General features: G+C 72.9%; 16 protein-coding genes, 2 tRNA genes and 1 pseudogene. 16 read left to right on the top strand and 3 right to left on the bottom strand.

The features are described from left to right. The first annotated feature begins 36 nt into the window (after window positions 1-36). Both fdhD and E7744_RS08960 read left to right on the top strand, forming a co-directional pair. Window positions 37-918, top strand: a complete 882-nt coding sequence (fdhD, locus tag E7744_RS08965) for a formate dehydrogenase accessory sulfurtransferase FdhD (protein WP_137773816.1) — start codon at window positions 37-39, stop codon at window positions 916-918. 172 nt (window positions 919-1090) lie between these two features. After that, a complete protein-coding gene (locus E7744_RS08960; protein WP_246858374.1) occupies window positions 1091-2326 on the top strand; it encodes a VCBS repeat-containing protein in 1236 nt (411 codons plus the stop codon). Window positions 2327-2490: 164 nt separating this feature from the next. Here E7744_RS08960 and pepN read toward each other — a convergent pair whose 3' ends face one another. Further along, window positions 2491-5088: an aminopeptidase N gene (pepN, locus tag E7744_RS08955; protein WP_137773815.1), complete on the bottom strand. Its 2598-nt coding sequence runs from the start codon at window positions 5086-5088 to the stop codon at window positions 2491-2493. Between the two features lie 182 nt (window positions 5089-5270). On the opposite strand from pepN, the gene E7744_RS08950 reads away from it, so the two are divergent. The 3 genes from E7744_RS08950 to E7744_RS08940 all read left to right on the top strand — a co-directional run bounded on the left by E7744_RS08950 (window position 5271) and on the right by E7744_RS08940 (window position 8220). Further along, window positions 5271-5744, top strand: coding sequence for a ribose-5-phosphate isomerase (locus E7744_RS08950; protein ID WP_137773814.1), 474 nt, complete (start codon window positions 5271-5273; stop codon window positions 5742-5744). A gap of 33 nt (window positions 5745-5777) precedes the next feature. Continuing rightward, on the top strand, window positions 5778-6728 hold the full coding sequence (locus tag E7744_RS08945; RefSeq protein WP_137773813.1) for an Fpg/Nei family DNA glycosylase: 951 nt from the start codon (window positions 5778-5780) through the stop codon (window positions 6726-6728). 118 nt (window positions 6729-6846) lie between these two features. Further along, the gene (locus tag E7744_RS08940; protein WP_137773812.1) at window positions 6847-8220 is read left to right on the top strand and encodes a sodium/glutamate symporter; all 1374 of its coding nucleotides are present in this window, start codon (window positions 6847-6849) and stop codon (window positions 8218-8220) included. Between the two features lie 104 nt (window positions 8221-8324). Here E7744_RS08940 and E7744_RS08935 read toward each other — a convergent pair. Beyond that, window positions 8325-8395, bottom strand: a tRNA-Gly gene (locus E7744_RS08935). 173 nt (window positions 8396-8568) lie between these two features. Between E7744_RS08935 and E7744_RS08930 the strand changes: the two genes are divergently transcribed. The 6 genes and pseudogenes from E7744_RS08930 (at window position 8569) to E7744_RS08905 (ending at window position 14446) form a co-directional block, all read left to right on the top strand. Continuing rightward, window positions 8569-8642, top strand: a tRNA-Pro gene (locus E7744_RS08930). A 99-nt stretch (window positions 8643-8741) separates the two neighbouring features. Next, window positions 8742-10106 (top strand): annotated as a pseudogene (gene tig, locus E7744_RS08925) (trigger factor); the annotation flags it as partial. An 843-nt stretch (window positions 10107-10949) separates the two neighbouring features. Further along, the gene (locus E7744_RS08920; protein ID WP_137774953.1) at window positions 10950-11546 is read left to right on the top strand and encodes an ATP-dependent Clp protease proteolytic subunit; all 597 of its coding nucleotides are present in this window, start codon (window positions 10950-10952) and stop codon (window positions 11544-11546) included. A 61-nt stretch (window positions 11547-11607) separates the two neighbouring features. Beyond that, window positions 11608-12273 carry an ATP-dependent Clp protease proteolytic subunit gene (locus E7744_RS08915; protein ID WP_137773811.1) on the top strand — a complete coding sequence of 222 codons (666 nt, stop codon included), beginning with the start codon at window positions 11608-11610 and terminating at the stop codon, window positions 12271-12273. Between the two features lie 215 nt (window positions 12274-12488). After that, window positions 12489-13790, top strand: a complete 1302-nt coding sequence (clpX, locus tag E7744_RS08910; protein WP_137773810.1) for an ATP-dependent Clp protease ATP-binding subunit ClpX — start codon at window positions 12489-12491, stop codon at window positions 13788-13790. 32 nt (window positions 13791-13822) lie between these two features. Further along, a complete protein-coding gene (locus E7744_RS08905) occupies window positions 13823-14446 on the top strand; it encodes a DsbA family protein (RefSeq protein ID WP_137773809.1) in 624 nt (207 codons plus the stop codon). 104 nt (window positions 14447-14550) lie between these two features. Here E7744_RS08905 and valS read toward each other — a convergent pair whose 3' ends face one another. Further along, window positions 14551-17220, bottom strand: a complete 2670-nt coding sequence (gene valS, locus E7744_RS08900; protein WP_137773808.1) for a valine--tRNA ligase — start codon at window positions 17218-17220, stop codon at window positions 14551-14553. A 165-nt stretch (window positions 17221-17385) separates the two neighbouring features. On the opposite strand from valS, the gene E7744_RS08895 reads away from it, so the two are divergent. The 5 genes from E7744_RS08895 to ndk all read left to right on the top strand — a co-directional run bounded on the left by E7744_RS08895 (window position 17386) and on the right by ndk (window position 24826). Further along, window positions 17386-18189, top strand: coding sequence for an SDR family oxidoreductase (locus E7744_RS08895; protein ID WP_137773807.1), 804 nt, complete (start codon window positions 17386-17388; stop codon window positions 18187-18189). Window positions 18190-18639: 450 nt separating this feature from the next. Next, window positions 18640-22128 (top strand): isoleucine--tRNA ligase, encoded by a 3489-nt coding sequence (gene ileS, locus E7744_RS08890; protein ID WP_137773806.1) that lies wholly within the window; start codon window positions 18640-18642, stop codon window positions 22126-22128. After that, window positions 22125-23732 (top strand): folylpolyglutamate synthase/dihydrofolate synthase family protein, encoded by a 1608-nt coding sequence (locus E7744_RS08885; protein ID WP_246858373.1) that lies wholly within the window; start codon window positions 22125-22127, stop codon window positions 23730-23732. The genes ileS and E7744_RS08885 overlap by 4 nt, the downstream gene beginning before the upstream one ends. Then, window positions 23729-24190 carry a DUF4233 domain-containing protein gene (locus E7744_RS08880; RefSeq protein WP_137773805.1) on the top strand — a complete coding sequence of 154 codons (462 nt, stop codon included), beginning with the start codon at window positions 23729-23731 and terminating at the stop codon, window positions 24188-24190. The genes E7744_RS08885 and E7744_RS08880 overlap by 4 nt, the downstream gene beginning before the upstream one ends. 213 nt (window positions 24191-24403) lie before the next feature. Next, on the top strand, window positions 24404-24826 hold the full coding sequence (ndk, locus tag E7744_RS08875; RefSeq protein ID WP_137773804.1) for a nucleoside-diphosphate kinase: 423 nt from the start codon (window positions 24404-24406) through the stop codon (window positions 24824-24826). Window positions 24827-24884 lie beyond the last annotated feature (58 nt).

Here is a 24884-nt window from a genome sequence, read left to right as displayed (position 1 = left end):
TGGCGCGCACGGCGCCGGGGCGTGGATCATGGGGGCATGGGCAGGAGTGAGTCACGCGTGCGCGTGGTACGGGTCAGGGACGGCCGGCGCGAGGCGAGGGCCGACGTGCTGGCCGCCGAGGAGCCGCTCGAGATCCGGGTGAACGGCCGGCGCCTGGCGGTGACCATGCGCACCCCGACCGAGGACTTCTCCCTCGCCGTCGGCTTCCTGCTCAGCGAGGGGCTCATCTCCTCGGCCGCGGACGTGTCCTCCGTCCGCTACTGCGGCCGGGACTTCGGCCCGGGGGCGGAGGAGACGGACAACACCGTGGACGTGGTGCTGTCCCCGGGCGTGGCCGCCCCCGCCCCGGCGCTCGAGCGGTACGTGCTGATGACGAGCGCGTGCGGGCTGTGCGGGCGCACGAGCATCGACTCGGTGCGCACCACCACGCGCCATCCCGTGGCGGGGGACCGCATGACGGTGAGCGAGGAGCTCGTGCTGTCCCTGCCCGAGGTGCTGCGCGAGCGCCAGAAGGTCTTCGACCGGACCGGCGGACTGCACGCCGCCGGGCTGTTCGAGGCCGCCACCGGGGAGCTGCTGGCCGTCCGCGAGGACGTGGGCCGGCACAACGCGGTGGACAAGGTGCTCGGCTGGGCGCTGCTGCAGGACATGCTGCCGCTGGCCGGGCACGTGCTCATGGTCTCCGGCCGCGCGAGCTTCGAGCTGACCCAGAAGGCCCTGATGGCCGGGGTGCCGATGCTCGCCTCGGTCTCTGCGCCCTCGTCCCTGGCCGTGGACCTCGCCCGGGAGTCCGGCATGACGCTCGCCGGGTTCGTCCGCGGCGAGCGGTTCGTCATCTACGCGGGGGACCAGCGCATCGTCCCCGGCGGGCGGGCGGGGGCACCGCAGCCCTTCTCGGCTGCGCGCGCCGAGACCTAGAATCCCGTCACCGGAGCAGCCCCGACCCCCTCGGCGGCGCTGCCCTGGCCGGCACCGACGCCTCCGCAGCCCGGAAGGCGCGGAACCCCTCGAGCACCCGGTCGAGGACCACGCTCCTCCGCGGACGGCCAGGTGATGGTGCGCGAGACGATCCATTACCGGACAGGGGTTCATGATGAAGCGTTCGATCTCCCGCCGCGTGGTCGGCGGCAGTTGTGCGGCGGCCCTGGCCGTGACCGCACTGGCCCTGGGTGCACCGGCCCACGCCGCGTCCCAGCCGATGTTCTCCTACTCCCAGGGCTGGCGGGTCGACCAGCACGTGCGCGAACTGGCCGACGTCAACGGGGACGGCCGCGAGGACGTGGTCGGCTTCGGCGACCCGGGCGTCTTCGTCGCCTACGGCCGGGCCGACGGGACGTTCAGCGCCCCGCGGCTGAAGCTGCGCAACATGGGCGCCGCCCAAGGCTGGTCCAACGCCCGGCACGTGCGCACGGTCGCCGACGTCGACGGGGACGGGCGCGGGGACCTCGTGGGCTTCGGCCACGCCGGGGTCTACGTCTCCTACGCCCAGCCCGACGGCTCCTTCACCCCCGCGGCCCTGAAGGTGCGGGACTTCGGCTACGCCCAGGGCTGGCGGGTGGGGGTGCATCCGCGGCAGCTGGCCGACCTCAACGGCAACGGCACCGCCGACATCGTGGGCTTCGGCTATTCCGGGGTGACCATCTCCCACGGCCTGGCCAACCGCACCTTCGTCGGGACGGGCAAGCGGAGCGACAGCTACGGCTACGACCGGGGCTGGCGGGTGGACAAGCACCCGCGGATGCTCGCGGACGTGGACGGCAACGGGACGGCCGACATCGTCGGCTTCGGCGACGCCGGGGTGTACGTCTCGTACTTCTCCGCCCTCGGCGACACCTTCACCCAGGCCGCGCTCGAGGTCCGCAACTTCGGGTACGCCCAGGGCTGGCGGGTCGACCGCCATCCGCGGGCCGTCGCCGATGCCAACGGCGACCAGCGCGCCGACATCCTCGGCGTCGGCGGGCGCGGGGTCTACGCCGCGTACTCGCGGGCCTTCGATCCCGGGGAGCCGAAGTTCTTCGCCACGTCCCTGGAGCTGCGCGACTTCGGCACCGACCAGGGCTGGCGGGTGGACCGTCACCCGCGGACGACGGCCGACGTCAACGGCGACGGGATCGCGGACGTGGTGGGCTTCGGCCACGCCGGTACCTACGTGGCCTACGGGGACGACAACTTCCTGTTCGGCCCGCAGCGGCTGACCACCCAGTTCGGGTACGCCGCCGGCTGGGTGCCCGACAAGTACCCGCGGCTGCTCGGGGACGTCAACGGCGACGGGCGGGACGACATCGTGGGGTTCGGCCACTCGGCCACCACGGTGCGACTGTCCTGACCCCGGCCCCGGAGCCGACCCCGGGACCCCGTCCGGTCCCGGGGTCGCCTCCGATGGGTGCCCTCGCCTGGTGTCCATCGGATGCGACCCCGGAGGACGCGCGGTCCTGCCGTTGTGGGTGACCTGGCCCGCGGGGCCCTGCGTGGGGGCGGTGACCCCGCCGCTCAGCGGCGGGCGGCGGCGTCCGCGTGGCGGGCCGCCAGGGCGCGCACCATCTCGTCGCGGGCCTCGGCGACCGTCCGGGACAGCGCGGGCTGCGCGCTGCGCGTGCGCTCCACGAGGGCGTTCGCCGCGTCGATGGACCGCTGCGAGACCTGGGCGCCGGGGAACAGCCCCACCGCCGCGGACTCGGCCATCTCGTGCGAGCGCGAGGCCCACAGCTGCTCCACGGTGCCGAAGTACCGCTCGGCGAACGGGGCCAGCAGCTCCGGCTCGTGGACCCGGTTGTAGCCGAGCAGCACGTTGCGCTGGGTCATGTTGGACAGGGCGCCGGAGACCACCTGCTGCCAGGCGGCCTCCTTGGCCTCGGCGGCCGGGACGGCGGCGCGCGCCTGGGCCGCGGCCAGGGCGCCCGTGGCGGTGGCGTCCTCGGCCTCGGCCGAGGCGATCTCCGGCTCCCCGGCGCGGCCGCCGGCCACCAGCCCGGTGAGCATCTCCCACCGCAGGTCCGTGTTGAGGTCCAGCCCCGGCAGCTCCTCCGCGCCGGCATGCAGCGCCGCGAGGGTGTCCAGCTGCGCGCCGGAGCGGGCGTGCAGGGCGAAGGCCTTGACGAACTGCAGCTGGTTGTCGGAGCCGGCCTCGGCCTGCCGGGCCAGCTCGAGCAGGCGGTCGGCGGCGGCGGCCCGCAGCGCGGGGGCGTGGGACGGGGCCGCGTACTGGGAGAGCGTGGTGGCCAGCTGGCGCAGGAGGGTCTGGACCACGGAGGAGTCGCGCTCGTGGCCGATGTTGGCCAGCACCAGGTCGGTGAACCACACGGCGGTGGCGTCGGCGTCCCGCGTGGTGTCCCAGGCCGCCCCCCACAGCAGGGTGCGCGGCAGCGACTCGGCCACGTCCTTCAGCCGGGTGGCCGCCGTGTGCCAGGACCCGGAGTCCAGGCGGATCTTCGCGTAGGCCAGGTCGTCGTCGTTGGGCAGGATGAGGTCGGGCCGCGGCCGGCCCGCGGCCTCGGCGACCTCGGTGACGGCCCCGTGCACGTCCAGCTCGAAGCGGTCCGTGCGCACCAGCCGTCCCGAGCCGTCCTCGGAGTAGAAGCCCACGGCCATGCGGTGCGGGCGCAGCACGGGGTCCCCGGGGGTGCCGTCCCCCGGCGCGGACTGGTGCAGGCGCAGGGAGGTGATGGCGCCGTCGTCGGACTCCTCGGCGTCCACCTCCACGGCGAGCGTGTTGACCCCGGAGGTCTCCAGCCACTGGTGGGTCCACGCGGACAGGTCCCGGCCGGAGGAGGCCTCCAGCTCGCGCATCAGGTCCGGCAGCTCGGTGTTGGACCAGGCGTGCTTGCCGAAGTACTCGCGCACCCCGGCCATGAAGTTCTCCTGGCCGACCCAGGCCACGAGCTGGCGCAGCACGGAGGCGCCCTTGGCATAGGTGATGCCGTCGAAGTTCACCAGCACGTCGTCCAGGTCCCGGATCTCGGCCTTGATGGGGTGGGTGGTGGAGAGCTGGTCCTGGCGGTAGGCCCAGTTCTTCTCCATGGAGGAGAAGGTGGTCCAGGCCCCGGTGTAGCGGGTGTTCTCCGCGGCGGCCAGCGTGGACATGAACTCGGCGAAGGACTCGTTGAGCCACAGGTCGTTCCACCAGCGCATCGTCACCAGGTCCCCGAACCACATGTGCGCCAGCTCGTGCAGCACCGTGATGGCGCGCCGCTCGACCATGGCCTCGGGCACGGTGGAGCGGAAGACGTAGTTCTCCAGGAACGTCACGGCCCCGGCGTTCTCCATGGCCCCGGCGTTGAACTCGGGCACGAAGAGCTGGTCGTACTTCTCGAACGGGTACGGGGTGCCGAACTGGGCCTCGAAGAACTCGAAGCCCCGGCGGGTCAGCTCGAAGATGTTCTCCGCGTCCAGGTACTCGAACAGCGAGGCGCGGCAGTAGGCCCCCAGCGGGATGGTCCGGCCGTCGGCGCTCGTCAGCTCCGCGTGGGTGGACCGGTACGGGCCGGCGATGAGCGCGGTGATGTAGGAGGAGATGCGCGGGGTGGGGGAGAAGGCCCAGGTGGACCGCCCGCCCGCGCCGCCGGCGCCGTCCGTGGCCGGCACCGGCTCGGGGGTGGGGGAGTTGGACACCACGGTCCAGTGCTCCGGGGCGGTCACGGTGAACGTGAAGCTCGCCTTGAGGTCCGGCTGCTCGAAGACGGCGAACATGCGCCGGGAGTCCGGGACCTCGAACTGCGTGTAGAGGTAGGTCTCCCCGTCCACCGGGTCCACGAAGCGGTGCAGGCCCTCGCCCGTGTTCATGTAGTCGCCCAGCCCGTCCACCACGAGGGTGTTCCGGCCGGCCCGCGGGGCCAGGGTGATCCGGGTGCCGTCGAAGGCGTCCGCGGGCAGGGCCGTGCCGTTGAGGGTCACCGTGGGCGCCTGGCTCGAGACGAAGTCGATGAAGGTGGGCCTGCCCTCCGCCTCCGGGGCCGCGGTGAAGGTGACCGTGGTCCGCGAGCCGAAGTGGGCCCCCTCGAGGGCCAGGTCCAGCTCGACCGCGTAGGACTCGACGCTCAGGACGGCGGCGCGCGCGGCCGCCTCGTCGCGGGTGATGTTCAGGGTGGACACGGGACCTCCGGTGGGGACGGGTATGTGAAACGAGTGTTGGCTATCCGGCCATTGTGCCACTCGTCACCGTACCGGGCACAGGGGGGCGCCGGGACCGTGCGGCACCACCCCGCTAGGCTGTTCGCTGGCCCGATCCGTGCCACCCCGACCGATCTCCCCCGACCGTCCCGCAGGAGCAGACCATGCGCGTCCACATCGCCACCGACCACGCCGGCCTCGAGCTCAGCGCCCACCTCATCGAGCACCTGGGGTCCCGGGGCTACGAGATGGTGGACCACGGCCCGCAGTCCTACGACCCGCAGGACGACTACCCGGCCTTCTGCATCAACGCGGCCCACGCGGTGGTCGTGGACCAGCAGTCCGGCGTGGAGGCCCTCGGGATCGTGCTGGGCGGCTCCGGCAACGGCGAGCAGATCGCCGCGAACAAGGTCCGCGGCATCCGTGCCGCCCTGGCCTGGAACCTGGACACCGCGCGGCTGGCGCGCCAGCACAACGACGCCAACGTGGTGGCCGTGGGCGGGCGCCAGCACTCGCTCGAGGAGGCCACCGCGATCATCGAGGCGTTCCTCGCCGAGCCGTTCTCCGGGGACGAGCGCCACGTGCGCCGCATCGGCAAGATCGTCCACTACGAGTCCACCCGCGAGGTGCTGGACTGACCGGCACGGGCCACGGCGCACGGGAGGCCGGGCGTGCCTGAGGGCCACTCCATCCACCGGCTCGCCCGGCAGTTCACGGACGTCTTCGCCGGCCGGCGCCTGCGCGTCAGCTCCCCGCAGGGCCGCTTCGACGCCGGCGCCCGGCTGCTGGACGGCGCCACGCTCGTGGCCGCCCGGGCCCACGGCAAGCAGCTGTTCCTCGACTTCGGGGAGGGCCCCGGCGCCGCGGCCGAGCGCGTGCTGCGCGTGCACCTGGGGCTCTACGGGGCGTGGAGCTTCGGCGGGGACGAGACCTTCCGCGGCGCGTCCTCGATCGGCGCGCCCCGGCGGATGGGGGAGACGGACGCCTTCCCCGAGCCCGACGGCGGCGCCGCCCCCGCGTACGCCGGCCCGCCCGAGCCGGTGGGCCAGGTGCGCGCCCGGCTCGTCTCCGCCCACGGCTGGGCCGACCTGCGCGGCCCCACCGCGTGCGAGGTGCTCACGCCCGCGGAGGCCGCGGCCGTCGTCGGGCGCCTGGGCCCGGACCCGCTCGTGCCCGGGACCGGGCCGGAGGAGTTCCTGGCGCGCGTCTGCCGGCGCTCCGTGGCGCTGGGCCAGCTGCTGATGGACCAGGCGGTGCTGGCCGGGGTGGGGAACATCTACCGCGCCGAGGCCCTGTTCCGCGCCGGACTGGACCCGTGGTTGCCGGGCCGGCGCCTGGGCCCGGACGCCGGCGCCCGGCTGTGGGAGGACATCGCGGAGCTGATGGCGGACGGCGTGCGCGCCGGCCGGATCATCACCACGCGGCCGCGGCACCGGGGCGCCGTGGACGCCCACGGGGTGCCCGCCCCGCTGTGGCCGGACAACGCGCACTACGTGTACCAGCGCGAGGGCCTGGACTGCCGCGTGTGCGGCGAGCCGGTGCGGGCGGCGCAACTGCAGTCCCGCACCCTGTTCTGGTGTCCCCGCTGCCAGGCCCCGGGGTCCGACGGCGCCCCCGGCTGAGCCGGGTTCCCCTCGCCACCTGCGGGGACGGTTTGGCCCCGCCCCCGGGCTACTGGGTAGTATCCCCGGGTTGCCCGATCGGCGACACCGCCCCGATCCCCGTCGAAAGGACCCCCTCGTGGAGTTCACCCCGTGGTCATTGCTGGTCGACGCCGGCCTCATCGGCCTGCTGCTGGCCGTCGGCACCCTGCTGCGGGCCGTCATCCGGCCCCTGCAGGCCCTGATGGTCCCCGCCTCCGTCCTCGGGGGGTTCATCGGCCTGGCCCTGGGCCCCCACGGCCTCGGCGTGCTGCCGTTCTCCGACCAGCTCGGCACCTACGCCTCGGTCCTGATCGTCGTGGTCTTCGCCTGCGTGGCCATGACCGACGACTTCGACCTGCGCAAGATCGGCCGCGGCGTGGCCTCCTTCGCCTCCTACGGCGTCCTGGTCTATGCCGTGCAGGTCGCGCTCGGCATGCTCTTCGTCCTGCTCCTGCTCCAGCCGCTCTTCGGCGTGCCCGACTCCTTCGGCGCCCTGCTGTTCGCCGGCTGGGCCGGTGGCTTCGGCACCGCCGCGGCCATGGGCGCCGCCTTCCAGGAGGGCGGGGACCCGACGATGATGTCCCTGGCCTACACCTCCGCGACGGTGGGCATGCTCGCCGGCATCGTCGGCGGGATCATCCAGGCCCGGATCGGCGCCCGTCGAGGCTGGGCCCGCGAGTTCGCGGGCCTGCACGCGATCCCGCGGGACCTGCGCACGGGCCTGCTGGACCCGTCCGGGCGCCGTCCGGCGATCGGCACGCACACCTTCTCCGCCGCGTCCATCGAGTCGCTGGCCTTCCACGTCGGCATCATCGGCGCCGTGGGCGCCGCGGCCTACGGGGTCAGCGTGTGGCTCGGGGGCGTCCTGCCGGACGTGGCCTTCCCGGTCTTCTCCATCGCCTTCATCGTGGGCCTGGTGGTGCGCGCCCTGATGACCGCCACCCGCGCCTCCCGGTTCGTCGACACCCCGTCCCTGCAGTCGCTGTCCGGCACGGCGACCGACTTCCTCATCCTGTGCGGCATCGCCTCGATCGTGCCCTCGGTCGTCGCCGACAACTGGCTGCCGCTGCTGCTGCTGTTCGTGTTCGGGCTCGTGGTCTGCCTCGCGCTCGGCCTGCGCGTGGCGCCCCGCCTGCTGCGGGACGGGTGGTTCGAGAAGCAGCTGTTCACGTGGGGCTGGGCGACCGGCGCCGTGGCCACCGGCATCGCGATGCTGCGCATCGTGGATCCCAAGCTGCGCTCGGGCACCATGGAGGAGTTCGGCGTGGCCTACATCCCGGTGGTCCCGGTCGAGATCGCCGCGGTGACCTTCGTGCCCACCCTCGTGGTGGCCGGGGCCGCGTGGTCCGTGGTGGGGATCTGGGGGGCCGTGGCCGTCGTGGCCGCCGTGGTGGCGGTCTACCTCGTCCGGACCGGCGGCCGGACGGGGGCCGGGGAGCCCGCGCGCCAGCCCGCCGACGCGGTGTCCTGAGCGTCCGTCGCTCCGGGGCCCCGTCCCCGGAGCGACGGAAGGCCCCCGGAACCGTTCCCGGTCCGGGGGCCTTCCGTGGACGCTGCGGCCACTCGTCACGCGCGAGGGGATGACGGGAATCGAACCCGCGTAGCCAGTTTGGAAGACTGGGGCTCTACCATTGAGCTACATCCCCGCAGTGCGGTCACCGGCGATCGGCCGGGACAGCGTGGGACAGCGTACCAAGGAACGCGTCACCGCCGCAAAGCGCGGCGGGAGCCGGAACCCGCCCCGGACCCCGCGGGAATGCGGAGTAGTGCGCCGGAATGCGTACACTGGTCTCTGGCCAGAAACGGCCAGGGCCGTCTGCGGGGTGTAGCTCAGCTTGGTAGAGCGCGCGCTTTGGGAGCGTGAGGCCGCAGGTTCAAATCCTGTCACCCCGACGTCATGGTCCCCTGCTGGGGCCTGATTCACCGGATGCCCGGCGGCCGGGCACATCCGCGCCCGTTAGACGAGACAAGCAATCCACACAGGAGTCCGAAGTGGTCAAGAGCACCGCAGAAAACCTCAGCCCGACCCGGGTCAAGCTGGACGTCGAGGTCCCCTTCGAGGACCTCAAGCCACGCCTGGATGATGCCTACAAGACCGTGGCGAACCAGATCCAGGTCCCCGGCTTCCGCAAGGGCAAGGTTCCTGCGCGCATCATCGACCAGCGCATCGGCCGCGGCTACGTGGTGGAGACCGCCGTCAACGAGGGCCTGAACGACTTCTACCAGCAGGCGCTCATCGAGACGGAGACCACGCCGATGGCCCGCCCCGAGGTCGAGATCACCTCCATGCCGGGCGTCGACGGCGACCCCGAGGGCCCGCTGACCTTCACCGTCGAGGTGGACGTGCGCCCCTCCATCGAGCTGCCGGATTACAAGGGCCTGAAGGTCACCGTGGAGCCCGCCGCCGCCTCCGAGGAGGACGAGCAGAAGGCCCTCGACGAGCTGCGCTCGCGCTTCGGCACCCTCAAGGCCGTGGAGCGTCCCGCCGCGCAGGACGACTTCGTCACCATCACCCTGACCGCCACCATCGGCGAGGAGCAGGTCGACCACGCCGAGGACCTGTCCTACCAGGTGGGCGCGGGCACCATGCTCGAGGGCATGGACGAGGCCCTCGAGGGCCTGTCCGCCGGCGAGGACGCGGTCTTCGAGACCACGCTGGCCGGGGGCGAGCACTCCGGGCAGACCGCCACCGTCAAGGTCCTGCTGGTGGCCGTCAAGGAGCGCGAGCTGCCGGAGGCCGACGACGAGTTCGCCCAGCTGGCCTCCGAGTTCGACACCATCGAGGAGCTCAAGGCCGACCTCAAGGAGAAGGCCGCCGAGGGCGCCGTCACCGGCCAGGGCCTCGAGGCCCGGGACAAGGTCCTGGAGGAGCTGGTCAAGCTCGTCGAGGTGCCGGTGCCGGACTCGGTCGTCGCCGAGCAGGTCGAGCAGCACTTCAGCCAGGGCGGCCACGCCGAGGGCGATGACCACGACACCGCCGAGCACCGCGCCGAGGTGGAGCAGAACGCCCGCGACGCGTTCCGCAACGAGATCATCCTCGACGCCGTCGCCGACGCCGAGGAGCTCGGCGTGGACCAGGGCGAGCTGATCGAGTACATCATCTCCACCTCCCAGCAGTACGGCATGGACCCGAACCAGTTCGCCCAGATGCTGGACCAGGCCGGCCAGGTGCCGATGATCATGGGCGAGGTCCGCCGCCGCAAGGCGCTGGCCAAGGTCCTCGAGTACGCCGTCGTCACCGACACCGAGGGCAACGCCGTGGACCTGACCGCGTTCGTCACCCCGGGCGGCGCCGTCGAGGGCGAGTCCGCCGACTCGGCCGACAGCGCCGACTCGGCCGACAGCGCCGACTCTGCCGACTCCGCCGATTCGGCCGCCTCCCCGGCCGAGGCCGGCGAGGAGTCGGGCGAGTCGGGCGAGACCGCCGAGGCCCCGGCGAAGAAGGCCCCGGCCAAGCGCGCCCCGGCGAAGAAGGCCCCGGCCAAGACCGCTGCCAAGACCACGGCCGCCAAGGCCGCCGCCAAGGACGAGACGGCCGAGGCCGCCGAGTCGGGTGAGGCGGGCGAGGCCCCGGCGAAGAAGGCCCCGGCCAAGCGCGCCCCGGCGAAGAAGGCCCCGGCCAAGACCGCCGCCAAGACCACGGCCGCCAAGGCCGCCGCCAAGGACGAGACGGCCGAGGCCGCCGAGTCGGGTGAGGCGGGCGAGGCCCCGGCCAAGAAGGCCCCGGCCAAGCGCGCCCCGGCGAAGAAGGCCCCGGCCAAGACCGCCGCCAAGACCACGGCCGCCAAGGCCGCCGCCAAGGACGAGACGGCCGAGGCCGCCGAGGCCCCGGCCGCGGAGTCCACCGAGGCCTGAGCCCCGGGACCACCACACCACCCAGGGATGAGCCTGGCGGGCCGAGCCTGCCGGATTGACCTTCCCTCCGGGAGCTGACCGCCCGGGCCGCGACGACGGGAGACCGTCCTCGCGGCCCGGGCGTCGTGCGTTCCGGGGCCGTCGGGACGCCGCCGTCCGCCGCCGCCGGGGCATCCACGCCAACAGCGAACAGCCGGGTCAGAACCGCCCGGGCGTCTTGCCGGGACAGTAGTCTCGACCCAAGACCCCGTGCCGTGCGGTGGGCCGACCGGTCCGCCGCACGGCACCCGAAGTCCCCCAGAAGGAAGGCAGGGCGCCATGTCCGCATCGTCCACTGCTCCCCGTATGGCGTCGGTTGACCCGGCGGCCCGCGAGGACTACATCTACAACCGCCTGCTCAAGGAACGCATCATCTGGCTCGGTTCCGAGGTGATGGACGAGAACGCGAACGCGATCTGCTCCCAGATGCTCCTGCTCTCCGCCGAGGACCCGGAGAAGGACATCTACCTGTACATCAACTCCCCGGGCGGCTCCATCACCGCGGGCATGGCCATCTACGACACGATGAAGTACATCCCGAACGACGTGGTGACCGTGGCCACCGGCATGGCCGCCTCGATGGGCCAGTTCCTGCTGTCCTCCGGCACCCCGGGCAAGCGCTACGCCACCCCGCACGCGCGCATCCTCATGCACCAGCCCTCGGGCGGCATCGGCGGCACGGAGTCGGACATCCGCATCCAGGCCCAGCTGATCCTGCACATGAAGCAGGTCATGGCCGAGCTCACCGCGGAGCAGACCGGCCAGACGGTGGAGACCATCCTCAAGGACAACGAGCGGGACAAGTGGTTCACCGCGCAGGAGGGCCTGGAGTACGGGTTCTTCGACCACATCGCCGAGCGTGCCGGCTCCGTGTCCGGCGGCGGAGGCGTGGACAACTCCTGATCCGCCCGGATCGGCCCGTCCGCCCCACTCCCTCAGACCCCTCGCCCAGGAGAGACCACTCATGAACCACCAGTTCCCCGTCGGGACGCCCGCCGGCACCACGGCCCCGAGCTCCCGCTACATCCTGCCCCAGTTCGAGGAGCGCACGCCCTACGGCTTCAAGCGCCAGGACCCCTACGCCAAGCTGTTCGAGGACCGCATCGTGTTCCTCGGCGCCCAGGTGGACGACGCCTCGGCGGACGACATCATGGCCCAGCTGCTCGTGCTGGAGTCCATGGACTCCGAGCGGGACATCACCCTCTACATCAACTCCCCGGGCGGTTCCTTCACCGCCATGACGGCGATCTACGACACCATGCAGTTCATCCGCCCCGAGGTGCAGACGGTGTGCCTGGGGCAGGCCGCCTCGGCCGCCGCGGTGCTGCTGGCCGCCGGCGCCCCGGGCAAGCGGCTGGCGCTGCCGAACGCGCGCGTGCTGATCCACCAGCCGTCCATGGGCGGGGACCGGGGCACCGCCACGGACCTCCAGATCCACGCCGACGAGCTGCTGCGCATCCGCACCTGGATGGAGGAGACGCTCGCCGCGCACACGAACAAGACCGCCGACCAGGTCCGCCTGGACATCGACCGGGACAAGTTCCTCTCCGCGGAGGGCGCCAAGGAGTACGGCCTCGTGGACGAGGTCCTGGCTCCCCGCAAGATCACCCGGCCCCAGCTCAGCAACTGATCGCCGCCCGGCCGCGGCCCCTCCGCGGGGGCCGCGGCCGGGCCCGGCGCCGGCCGTTCCGCGGCGTCCCGACGGCGGCCCGCACCCTCCCGCGACCGGCGGCGGGGTGCGGGCCGCCGTTGCAATCACCCGGCCTAGGGCGTCCACCCCCTAAGCTGTAATGGCAGTACCTGGGATCCGGTCCGGATCCAGTCCCCTATCGAGGAGATTCCCGCATGGCCCGCATCGGTGAGAGCGCCGACCTGCTCAAGTGCTCGTTCTGCGGAAAGAGCCAGAAGCAGGTCCGGAAACTGATCGCCGGACCCGGCGTCTACATCTGCGACGAGTGCATCGAGCTGTGCAACGAGATCATCGAGGAGGAGCTCTCCGAGGTCGCGGAGACGGCCGAGGTCGAGTTGCCCAAGCCGCGGGAGATCTACGACTTCCTCGAGGAGTACGTGATCGGCCAGACGGAGGCCAAGCGGTCCCTGGCCGTCGCCGTGTACAACCACTACAAGCGGATCCGCACCGGTCAGCAGACCAAGGAGAACGCCCTGCTGGACCGCCAGGGGGAGGACTCGGAGCTGGCCGACGTCGAGGTCGGCAAGTCCAACATCCTGCTCGTGGGGCCCACCGGCTCCGGCAAGACCTACCTGGCCCAGACGCTGGCCCGCAAGCTCAACGTGCCCTTCGCCGTCGCGGACGCCACCTCGCTCACCGAGGCCGGCTACGTGGGCGAGGACGTGGAGAACATCCTGCTCAAGCTCATCCAGGCCGCGGACTACGACGTCAAGAAGGCCGAGCAGGGCATCATCTACATCGACGAGATCGACAAGATCTCGCGCAAGTCGGAGAACCCGTCCATCACCCGGGACGTCTCCGGCGAGGGCGTGCAGCAGGCCCTGCTGAAGATCCTCGAGGGGACCACGGCCGCGGTGCCGCCCCAGGGCGGGCGCAAGCACCCGCACCAGGAGTTCCTGCAGATCGACACCTCCAACGTGCTGTTCATCGTGGCCGGGGCCTTCGCGGGCCTCGAGGACATCATCTCCTCGCGGGCCGGCAGCAAGGGCATCGGCTTCGGCGCCCCCCTGAACACGATCGGCAAGCGGGACGTGTCCTACGCGGACGTCCGCCCCGAGGACCTGCTCAAGTTCGGCCTGATCCCCGAGTTCATCGGCCGCCTGCCCGTCATCACCACCGTGGACAACCTCGACCACGCGCAGCTGGTCAACATCCTCACCCGCCCGCGGAACGCGCTGCTGAAGCAGTACCAGAAGATGTTCCTCATGGACGGCGTGGAACTGGAGTTCGACCAGGACGCACTGGACGCCGTGGTGGACCAGGCCGAGGAGCGGGGGACCGGGGCCCGGGGGCTGCGCTCCATCATGGAGGAGGTCCTCAAGCCGGTGATGTTCGACCTGCCCTCCCGCGAGGACATCGGCACCGTGGTCATCACCGGGGACGTGGTCCGCCACGGCGCCGAGCCCACCCTGATCTCCCGCGAGGTCCAGCGCAAGCGCCGGACCAAGTCCGCCTGACACCGCACCCGACTCCCAGGAGGAACCACCCCGTGACCCAGACCCCCGCCGCCGAGGTCCAGACCGTCGACTTCTGGTTCGACTCCACCTGCCCGTTCGCCTGGATCACCTCCCGGTGGATGCTGGAGGTGGAGAAGGTCCGCCCCGTCACGGTGCACTGGCACGTCATGTCCCTGTCCGTGCTCAACGAGGACCGTGACCTGGACCCCGGCTACCGGAAGGCGATGGACCGCGCGTGGCTGCCCGCCCGCGCGGCGACCCAGGTCTGGGACCGCCACGGCGACGAGGTGCTCGGCCGGTACTACACCGCCGTGGGCACCCGCATCCACGACCAGGGCAACAAGGACTTCGAGGCGGTGATCGCCGAGGCGCTGGCCGAGCTGGACCTCGAGCCGGGGATCCTCGAGGCCGCACGGACCGATGCCCTGGACGAGAGGATGCGCGCCTCCCACCAGGAGGGCATCGACAAGGTGGGCGATGACGTCGGCACCCCCGTCGTGGCCTTCGGGGGCACCGCGTTCTTCGGCCCGGTCATGACCCGCATCCCGCGCGGGGAGGACGCCGGCCGCATCTTCGACGGCGCCGTGGCGATGGCCGACTTCCCGTACTTCTACGAGCTCAAGCGCTCCCGGACCACGAGCCCCGAGTTCGACTGAGGCCCTCGGCCGACGCCGCGGCGCGGGCCGGCACGCCCGGACCACGGCACGACGCCCCCGGAACCTCGCGGTTCCGGGGGCGTCGTGCTGTCCGCGGGGGACCCTCAGGCGGTCGGGGACTCCTCGGGGACGGCCAGCTCGACCGCGGAGACGGTGACCTCCGCGTCCGACGCCGGGGTGCCCGCCTCGAGGACGAGGTCCCGGACGTTGCCGGCGGCCTTGAGGTCGGCGAGGCCGCCGCGCAGGGCGCCCAGGCGGTTCTCCGGGGCGGTCACGACGGCGGAGAGCACCTCGGTGCGCTGCTTCACCTTGGCCTCGGACTTGGCCTTGCGGATCCCGCCGAGGGCCAGGGCGACCGTGGCCAGCACGTCCGCGGTGGCGCCGTCCGCGGCCGCCTCGATCCCGGCGACCTCCTCGGCCAGGCCCGGCCACGGGGCGCGGTGCACGGAGCCGGAGCGCCACCAGCCCCAGACCTCGTCCGTGGCGAAGGGCTGGAACGGGGCCAGCAGCCGCAGCAGGGCGTCGAGCGTGGTGGCCAGGGTGGCGCGCACCGAGGCCTGCTCGGCCTCGCCGTGGCCGCCGTAGGCGCGGTCCTTGATGAGCTCCACGTAGTCGTCGGTGAACTGCCAGAAGAAGGACTCGGTCAGGTTCAGCGCGCGGGCGTAGTCGTAGGCCTCGAACGCCCGGGTGGACTGGGCCACCGTGTCGTTCAGGCGGACCATGAGCGAGCGGTCCAGCGGATTGGTGATGACGGCGGCCGAGGCGGCGTCGGTCACCACGTCCTGCTGGGTGGCGCCGAGGTTCAGCGCGAACTTCGAGGCATTGAGCAGCTTGATGGCCAGGCGGCGGCCGATCTTCATCTGCGCCACCTCGTAGGCGGTGTCCGCGCCGAGCTTGGCCGAGGCCGCCCAGTAGCGCACGGCGTCCGAGCCGTATTCGTCCAGCACGTCGGTGGGGACCACCACGTTGCCCTTGGACTTGGACATCTTCTTCCGGTCCGGGTCCAGGATCCAGCCGGACAGGGCGGTGTCCGTCCACGGCACCGAGTCGTTGAGCGCGTCCGCGCGGACGACCGTGGAGAACAGCCAGGTCCGGATGATGTCGTGGCCCTGCGGGCGCAGGTCGAAGGGGAAGACCTTGCCGAAGAACTCCTCGTCACGGCTCCACCGGCCCACGATCTGCGGGGTCAGCGAGGACGTGGCCCACGTGTCGAGCACGTCCGGGTCGCCGGTGAACCCCCCGGGCACGTCCCGCTGGGACTCCTCGTAGCCCGGTGCGGGCTCCGCCGCCGGGTCCACGGGCAGCTGGTCGTGGGCGGGCAGCACCGGGTGCTCGTAGTCCGGCTCGCCGTCCTCGTCCAGCGGGTACCAGACGGGGATCGGCACGCCGAAGAAGCGCTGGCGGGAGACGAGCCAGTCGCCGTTGAGCCCCTCCACCCAGTTCTCGTAGCGGTGGCGCATGTGCTCCGGATGCCAGGCGACCTTCCGGCCGCGGGCGAGCAGCTGCTCGCGGCGGTGCTCGTCCCGGCCGCCGTTGCGGATGTACCACTGGCGGGAGGAGATGACCTCGAGGGGCTTGTCCCCCTTCTCGTAGAAGTTCACGGCGTGCATGATCGTCTTCGGCTCGCCGTCCAGGAGCCCGGCCTCGGTGAGGGCGGCCACCACGGTCTCCTTGGCGGAGAACACGGTCTTGCCGGCCAGCCTCGCGTACTGCTCGCGCCCGGCCTCGGTGGTGATCCACTCCGGGGTCTCGGCGTGGAACCGGCCGTCGCGGCCCACCACGGTGCGGGTCGGCAGGTCCAGCTCACGCCACCACGTGACGTCGGTCAGGTCGCCGAAGGTGCAGACCATGGCGATGCCGGAGCCCTTGTCCGGCTGGGCCAACGGGTGGGCCCTGACCTCCACCGGGACCTCGAAGAGGGGGGAGGTCACGAAGGTGCCGAACAGCGGCTGGTACCGCTCGTCGTCGGGATGGGCCACGAGGGCCGAGCAGGCCGGCAGCAGCTCGGGACGGGTGGTCTCGATGAACACCTGCTCGCCGGAGGCGGTGGTGAACGGGTAGCGGTGGTAGGCGCCGGGGACCTCGCGGTCCTCGAGCTCGGCCTGGGCCACGGCGGTGCGGAAGGTCACGTCCCACAGCGTCGGGGCCTCGGCGAGGTAGGCGTCGCCGTCGGCCAGGTTCTGCAGGAAGGCGCGCTGGGAGACGGCGCGGGAGGTGTCGTCGATCGTGCGGTAGGTCAGCGACCAGTCCACGGAGAGCCCGAGCCGGGTGAACAGGTCCTCGAAGACCTTCTCGTCCTGGACGGCGAGCTCCTCGCACAGCTCGATGAAGTTGCGCCGGGACACCACGTCCCAGTCCCGCTGGTTCTTCGCCGGCTTCTCCGGCGGGCGGTAGCCCTCGACGTACGGCTTCGTGGGATCGCAGCGCACGCCGTAGAAGTTCTGCACGCGCCGCTCGGTGGGCAGGCCGTTGTCGTCCCAGCCCATGGGGTAGAACACGTTCTTGCCGGTCATCCGCTGGTAGCGGGCCAGCACGTCGGTCTGGGTGTAGGAGAACATGTGCCCCACGTGCAGCGACCCGGACGCGGTGGGCGGCGGGGTGTCGATCGAGTAGACCTCGCCGCGGACCGTGTCCTCGTCGAAGGCGTAGGTGCCCTGCTCGCGCCAGCGGGCGGAGAGCTTGTCCTCCAGGCCCTCGAGGGCGGGCCTGTCCGGGACGGTGACGGCGGGGGTCGGGGAGGCGGGCGTGTCTGTGCCCGGGATCTGTTCAGCCATGCCCTCGATTGTCCCATGTCGACCACCCCCCTCCCGCACCGCCCCCCACCCGGGGACTTTGCGGGCAGGACCCACCGGTGGGTCCTGCCCGCAAAGTCGGGTGAGGGGAGCGGGCGGCCACCCGCACCCTGCGCGGCGGCCCCGGACGCGTCCTACAGTGGGGCCATGACCGAGACCCGGACCACGCCCCAGCCCGACCGCACCCCGTCCCGCGCCGCCGTCGTGACCGGCGCGTCCTCCGGCATCGGCCGGGCCACCGCCGCCCGGCTCGCGGCGGACGGCTGGACCGTCTTCGCCGTGGCGCGCCGCGCCGAGCGGCTGGAGTCCCTCGCCGCCGCGGTGCCCGCCGGCACCGGGCGGATCGTGCCGCTCCCGGCCGACGTCACCGACGCGGCCCAGGTGGCCGCGGTCCGCGACCGGGTCGCCGAACTGGGGGGAGCGGACACCGTGCTGTGCATCGCGGGCGGCGCCCTGGGCACCGACCGCGTGGCCGAGGGCCGCCTGGGCGACTGGGAGTGGATGTACCGCGTCAACGTCCAGGGCACGCTCACCACCCTGCAGGCGTTCCTGCCGATGGTGCGGGCCACCGGCCGGGGCACCGTGCTCGTGCTGACGTCCACGGCGGCGCTGGCCAGCTACGAGGGCGGGGCCGGGTACAACGCGGCGAAGATGGGCCAGCACGGCCTCGTCGGCGCGCTGCGCCTGGAGGAGGCGGAGCACGGCGTGCGCGTGGTGGAGGTGCTGCCCGGGATGGTGCACACCGAGGAGTTCACCCGCAACCGCCTGCGCGGGGACCAGGCCGCGGCGGACCGCGTCTACGCCGGCGTGGAGGAGCCGCTCACCGCGGAGGACGTGGCGGACGTGTGCGCCTACGCCGTCGGCCTGCCGCACCACGTCAACCTCGACCAGGTGGTGCTGCGCCCGGTGGCCCAGGCCGCGCAGCACAAGGTCATCCGCGCCGGCCGCTAGGAGCCCCGGCAGTACCCCCGTCCACACTCCGGCCGCACCACGCCCGGGCCCCGGCCGCGCCCACGCCGGCGCCGCACTCCGCCGCCGGCCGGGGGCGGGTGCCGGGACTGCGCGGGGCCGGGCCGTGGCGTAGAATCACCCCCAAAGCACCGACCCGGCCATCACCGGCGAGCTTCCGGAAGAACAGGCCCGCGCCCCCGGCGCCCCGGCCCCAGTAGAACCGGACGGGTACGCCCGTCACAGCGGTCTCGAGCGGTCGTCCGCCGCCCGGGAGGTCCCACCGGCGCGCCGGCCGGGACCCCGCCGGAGGGGGACGGCAAGCAGGGTGGTACCGCGCCGCCGTCGACCCCGGGAGCACCGGGGCGGGGTCCGGCGTCCTTGCAGACAGCAGCCCGCAGCCCAGTCGATGCCCGCAAGGACGACGCCAGGACGTAAAGGACGGTCCCCACCGTGTACCCCCTCGCCAGTTCAGCCCCCGCCGCGGAGACCCCGGACGGGACCCCGGCCTCGCCGCGCTTCCCCGAGATCGAGGAGCGCATCCTCCGGTACTGGGACGAGGACGGCACCTTCCAGGCGTCCGTGGACAACCGCCCGGCCCAGCACGAGGACGGCACCGGCAACGAGTTCGTCTTCTACGACGGCCCTCCCTTCGCCAACGGCCTGCCGCACTACGGCCACCTGCTCACCGGCTACGTCAAGGACCTCGTGGCCCGCTACCAGACCCAGCAGGGCCGGCGCGTGGAGCGCCGCTTCGGCTGGGACACCCACGGCCTGCCGGCCGAGCTGGAGGCGATGAAGCAGCTCGGCATGACGGACAAGGCGCACATCGAGACGATGGGCATCGACAGGTTCAACGACGCCTGCCGCGCCTCCGTGCTGAAGTACACGGAGGAGTGGAAGGACTACGTCAACCGCCAGGCCCGGTGGGTCGACTTCGAGAACGACTACAAGACCCTGAACCCCGAGTTCATGGAGTCCGTGCTGTGGGCGTTCAAGACGCTGCACGAGAAGGGCCTCACCTACCGCGGATTCCGCGTCCTGCCGTACTGCTGGAAGGACGAGACCCCGCTGTCCAACCACGAGCTGCGCATGGACGAGGACGTCTACAAGTCCCGGCAGGACCCCTCGGTCACCGTCGCCTTCCCGATCACCGGACTGCCCGCGGACCCGGAGCTCGTGCCCGCCGGCGGCGCGGACGCCGCGCTGGCCGCCGAGCTCACCGGCGTGCGCGTGCTGGCCTGGACCACCACGCCGTGGACCCTGCCGACCAACGAGGCGCTCGCCGTCGGCCCCGAGATCACCTACGCGGTGGTGCCGGCCGGCCCGGACGCGGCCGAGGACGTCGCCGGGCACCGCTACCTGCTCGCCCAGGACCTGCTCGCCCCGCACGCCAAGGAACTGGGCTACCCCGACGCCGGCGCCCTCGCCGGGGCCGTCGAGGCCACCTTCCCCGGCGCCCGCCTGGCCGGGCTGTCCTACGAACCGCTGTTCACCTACTTCACCGACGAGGAGGCGTACGGCACCGCCCGCGCGTGGCGCCTGCTCGTGGACGACTACGTCAGCACCGACGACGGCACCGGCGTGGTCCACCAGGCCCCGGCCTACGGCGAGGACGACCAGCGGGTCTGCGAGGCGAACGGGATCCCGGTGATCCTCTCCGTGGACTCCGGCGCGCGGTTCCTGCCGCTGTTCGGCGACGAGGGCCGCGGCGGCGGGGTGCTCAAGGACATCGCCGGCGTGCAGGCCTTCGAGGCCAACCGGACCATCATCCGCGCCCTGCGCGCGGCCGGGAAGCTGGTGCGGGAGGCCTCCTACGAGCACTCCTACCCGCACTGCTGGCGCTGCCGCACCCCGCTGGTCTACCGGGCCATCACGAGCTGGTACGTCTCCGTGACCGCGTTCAAGGACCGGATGGTGGAGCTGAACCAGCAGATCAACTGGATCCCGGACAACGTCAAGGACGGCCAGTTCGGCAAGTGGCTGGAGAACGCCCGCGACTGGTCGATCTCCCGCAACCGGTACTGGGGCTCGCCCATCCCCGTGTGGGAGTCCGACCACCCCGACTTCCCGCGCCAGGAGGTCTACGGCTCGCTCGCCGAGCTCGAGGAGGCCTTCGGCCGGCTGCCGCGCAACGCCGCGGGCGAGGTGGACCTGCACCGCCCGTGGATCGACGACCTCGTCCGCCCGCACCCGGACCCGGAGGCCGCGGCCGCCGGCGCCGTGATGCGCCGCGTGGAGGACGTGCTGGACGTGTGGTTCGACTCCGGGTCCATGCCGTACGCCCAGGTGCACTACCCCTTCGAGGCGAAGGACTGGTTCGAGACCCACAACCCCGCGGACTTCATCGTCGAGTACATCGGCCAGACCCGCGGCTGGTTCTACACCATGCACGTGCTGGCCACCGCCCTGTTCGACCGCCCGGCCTTCTCCAACGTCATCAGCCACGGGATCGTGCTGGGCTCGGACGGGCAGAAGATGTCCAAGTCCCTGAAGAACTACCCGGACGTCTCCGAGGTCCTGGACCGGGACGGCTCGGACGCCATGCGCTGGTTCCTCATGGCCTCCCCGATCCTGCGCGGCGGCAACCTCGTGGTGACCGAGGAGGGCATCCGGGAGGGCGCCCGCCAGGTGCTGCTGCCGGCCTGGAACGTGTGGCACTTCTTCAGCCTCTACGCGAACTCGGCCACGGACGGCGGCGCCCGCCCGGAGGGCTACCGCGCCCGGGCCCGGTACTCCTCCACGGACCCGCTGGACCAGTACGCCCTGGCGGCCACCGCCCGGATGGTCCGCGAGGTCAAGGCCGCGCTGGACGCCTACGAGGTCTCCGACGCAACGGACGCGCTGCGCACCTACATGGACACCATGACCAACTGGTACGTCCGCCGGTCCCGCCAGCGGTTCTTCGACGAGGACACCCAGGCCCTGGACGTGCTGTACACGTGCCTGGAGGCGTTCTGCCGCGCCGCCGCGCCGCTCATGCCGCTCATCGCCGAGGAGATCTGGCGTGGGCTGACGGGGGGCCGCTCCGTGCACCTGACCGACTACCCGGACGCCGCCCCGTTCCTGTCCGGCTTCGCCTCCGAGGCCGAGGCCGAGCAGCTCGTGGAGCGGATGGAGGCGGTGCGGCGCATCGCCTCGGCCGGGTCCTCCCTGCGCAAGGGCGCCAAGCGGCGGGTGCGCCTGCCGCTGCGGTCCATGACCGTGGTGGTGCCGGACGCCGCGGGGCTGGCCGGAGCGTACGCGGACATCATCCGGGACGAGCTGAACCTGAAGTCCGTGGACCTGCAGGACGCCGCCGCGGTGTCCGCCGCGGACTTCGGCATCAGCCAGTCCCTCGCCGTCAACGCGCGGGCCGCCGGCCCGCGGCTGGGCAAGCAGGTCCAGGCCGTCATCAAGGCCGCCAAGGCCGGCGACTGGTCCCAGGCCGAGGACGGCACCGTGGTGGCCGGGGGCATCGCCCTGGTCGAGGGGGAGTACTCCCTCGAGACGACCGTGGGCCCGCCGGCCGGGGCGGACGGCGCCGCCGAGGCCGACGACGGCGCGGCCGCCGAGCGCGCCGTCACCGTCGTGCCCGGCGGGTTCCTCGTCCTGGACACCGCCGTCCCGGCCGAGCTGGCCGCCGAGGGCACCGCCCGGGACGTGGTCCGCGCGATCCAGGCCGCGCGCAAGGACGCCGGCCTGGACGTCTCGGACCGGGTCCGCACCGTGGTCAGCGGCCCGGCCGCCGTCGTGGCCGCCGTCGAGGCCCACCGCGGGCTCGTGGCGGGGGAGACCCTGACCGTGGAGCTCGTGCTGGAGGACTCCGGGGCGCCGGACCCGCGGAAGGACCCCGCGGACGACGCCACCCGCACCGTGCGGGTGACCGTGGCCCGCGCCGAGGGTGCCGCGTCGCCCCAGCCGGCCGGCGCCGCGGGTGCCGCGGACGGGGGTGCCGCGTGAGCGCCGGGCACCCCACCGCGCCGGGCAAGGGCCCGCGCACCGTGGCGGCCGTGTACCGGGACCTGCTGGCCCGGGCGCCGGAGAACAAGATGGAGCCGCGGATGGACCCGCTGTGGCGGGCCATGGAGCTGCTCGGCGAGCCGCAGCGTGCCGCGCCGGTGATCCACCTGACCGGCACCAACGGCAAGACCTCCACGGCGCGGATCATCGAGTCGGTGCTGCGCGCCTACGGCCTGCGGACCGGCCGGTACACCTCGCCGCACCTGTCCAGCGTGACGGAGCGGATCAGCCTGGACGGCGCGCCGGTGCCGGACGAGACGTTCGTGCGGGTCTGGAACGAGATCCTGCCGGTCCTCGAGGTGGTCGACGCCGAGCTCACCGCGGCCGGGCAGAACCGGCTGACCTACTTCGAGTGCGTCACCATCCTGGGCTTCGCGGTGTTCGCGGACGAGCCGGTGGACGTGGTGGTCCTCGAGGTCGGCCTCGGCGGGATCACCGACGCCACCAACGTGGCCGACGGGGCGGTGTCCGTGGTGACGCCGATCTCGCTGGACCACACCGACCTGCTGGGGGAGACCGAGGCCGAGATCGCCGCCGAGAAGGCCGGGATCATCAAGCCCGGCGGCTTCCTGGTGTCCGCCGCCCAGGACCCCGACGCGGCCCAGGTCCTGCTGGACGCGGCGCGCGCCGCCGGCGTCCCGTTCCGCTTCGAGGGCGTGGACTTCGGCGTGGAGTCGCGGTCCGTGGCCGTGGGCGGCCAGCAGGTCACGGTGCGGGGCATCGCCGGGCGCTACCCGGAGCTGACCCTGCCGCTGCACGGCGAGCACCAGGCCGAGAACCTCGCGGTGGCGATCGCCGCCCTGGAGGCCTTCTTCGGCGGCGAGCGGGAGCTCGAGCACGCGCTGCTGCAGCAGGGCGTGGCCGAGGCGTCCGCCCCGGGCCGGCTCGAGGTGGTGCGCACCGCCCCCACGATCGTGGTGGACGCCGCGCACAACCCGGACGGCGTGCGGGTCTCCGCCCGGGCCCTGCAGGAGGCGTTCGGCTTCGAGCGGCTCGTTCTCGTGGTGGGGGTGCTCGCCGAGAAGGACGCCCTCGAGATGCTCACCGTGCTGTACCGCGAGTTCGGCGACCTCGTGGAGGACCTGTGCCTGACCCAGTCCTCCTCGCCGCGGGCCATCCCCGCCGGGGAGCTCGCCCAGCTGGCGCTCGACGCCGGCTGGCCCGAGGAGGACGTGCACGCCACCGAGTCCGTGCCGGACGCCCTGGAGTGGGCGGTCGGCCGGGCCGAGGCCACCGAGGGGGCCGGCGCCGGCACCGGCGGCGGGGTCCTCGTCACCGGGTCCATCACGCTCGTCGCCGAGGTCCGGGACCTGCTCGGCGCCCCCGCCGCGGGCGCCGCCGTGGAGGGCCCGCCGTCGGTGGTGCCGGTGGCCCCGGGCGTGGAGGTGTTCCGGGACCTCGGGCTCGAGCTCGGGGACGGTCTGGACGAGGACGAGGAGGAGTTCGAGGACATCTTCGCCGAGGACTCCGAGGACTCGGAGGACGCAGGGGACGCGGATGGCGGCGGCGCCGCGGGCCGCCGCGGGAACGGGGGAGCGCGATGAGCGGCGGGGAGTCCTGGCGGCCGGCGCGGGAGACCAGGGCGCAGCGCCGGTGGCGCCCGGGGCAGCCGAAGAGGGCGCGGTCCGTGCGGGCCACGTTCTGCTCCTCCGTGCTCGTCATGGAGGCGATCGTGCTGGTCTTCTTCGGCCTGGGCGTGTACAACCTCAACCGCGGCGACGCGATGGCCCCGTGGGCCCTGGGCCTGGCCCTGCTCCTGGCGCTCGTGGCCGTCCTGGACTGCGCGCTCGTGACGCGGCCGCTGGGCATCGCCATCGGCTGGGCCATCCAGGTGGCCCTGGTGGCGGGGATGTTCCTCGAGTACACGATGGTGATCGTGGCCGCCGGCTTCGGCCTCGCCTGGTGGTACGCCGTCACCAAGGGCGGCGAGCTGGACCGGGTGAACCGGGCCCGCGCCGCCGCCGAGGCGCGCTGGCGCGCCGAGCACCCGGAACAGGCCTGAGGGTCCCGACGGCCCGGCCTCGGGGGCCGCGCACCCCCGCCGGGCCGTCGTCGGGACCGGCCACCGGCGGGGACCCGCGCGCCGGGGACTGCGGACCGGACGCTAGGGTTGACCCGATGGCCGGCGTGCCCGGCGCCGCCGGCCCCTGTCCCCGATCACCCGTCCCGACCGCGTGACCGACCACGTCACCGACAGAGTCCCCAAGGAGTCACCATGACCTCTCACGTCGAAGAGACCCTCGTCCTCGTCAAGCCGGACGGCGTCGCCCGCAACCTCACCGGGCAGGTCCTGGCCCGGATCGAGGCCAAGGGCTACACCATCACGGACCTGCGCATGCTGGTGCCCACGCGAGAGATGCTCGTGCGGCACTACGAGGAGCACGAGGGCAAGCCGTTCTTCGAGCCCCTCGTGGAGTTCATGGGCTCCGGGCCCGTCGTCGCCGTGCGCGTGCGCGGCCAGCGCGTCATCGAGGGCTTCCGCTCGCTGGCCGGGGCCACCGAGCCCACGACGGCGGCCCCCGGCACCATCCGCGGCGACCTCGGCCGCGACTGGGGCGAGGCGGTGCAGAAGAACCTCGTGCACGGCTCCGACTCCACGCTCTCGGCCGAGCGCGAGCTCGCCATCTGGTTCGGCTGAGCCACACCCCCCGGTCCGCGTCCCGGCCACCGGCCGGTACCGATCGCGCGGACCGGAC

The organism is Citricoccus sp. SGAir0253, assembly GCF_005877055.1.
Classification (GTDB): domain Bacteria; phylum Actinomycetota; class Actinomycetes; order Actinomycetales; family Micrococcaceae; genus Citricoccus.
This window is presented reverse-complemented; position numbering and strand designations above follow the sequence as displayed.

What these genes read in the sequence shown, in the direction of transcription:
- ndk (WP_137773804.1), top strand. Translation starts at nt 24,404, where the DNA reads ATGACCTCTCACGTCGAAGAGACCCTCGTCCTCGTCAAGCCGGACGGC.
- E7744_RS08895 (WP_137773807.1), top strand. Translation starts at nt 17,386, where the DNA reads ATGACCGAGACCCGGACCACGCCCCAGCCCGACCGCACCCCGTCCCGC.
- E7744_RS08880 (WP_137773805.1), top strand. Translation starts at nt 23,729, where the DNA reads ATGAGCGGCGGGGAGTCCTGGCGGCCGGCGCGGGAGACCAGGGCGCAG.
- E7744_RS08950 (WP_137773814.1), top strand. Translation starts at nt 5,271, where the DNA reads ATGCGCGTCCACATCGCCACCGACCACGCCGGCCTCGAGCTCAGCGCC.
- fdhD (WP_137773816.1), top strand. Translation starts at nt 37, where the DNA reads ATGGGCAGGAGTGAGTCACGCGTGCGCGTGGTACGGGTCAGGGACGGC.
- clpX (WP_137773810.1), top strand. Translation starts at nt 12,489, where the DNA reads ATGGCCCGCATCGGTGAGAGCGCCGACCTGCTCAAGTGCTCGTTCTGC.
- E7744_RS08920 (WP_137774953.1), top strand. Translation starts at nt 10,950, where the DNA reads ATGGCGTCGGTTGACCCGGCGGCCCGCGAGGACTACATCTACAACCGC.
- E7744_RS08960 (WP_246858374.1), top strand. Translation starts at nt 1,091, where the DNA reads ATGATGAAGCGTTCGATCTCCCGCCGCGTGGTCGGCGGCAGTTGTGCG.
- E7744_RS08915 (WP_137773811.1), top strand. Translation starts at nt 11,608, where the DNA reads ATGAACCACCAGTTCCCCGTCGGGACGCCCGCCGGCACCACGGCCCCG.
- valS (WP_137773808.1), bottom strand. Translation starts at nt 17,220, where the DNA reads ATGGCTGAACAGATCCCGGGCACAGACACGCCCGCCTCCCCGACCCCC.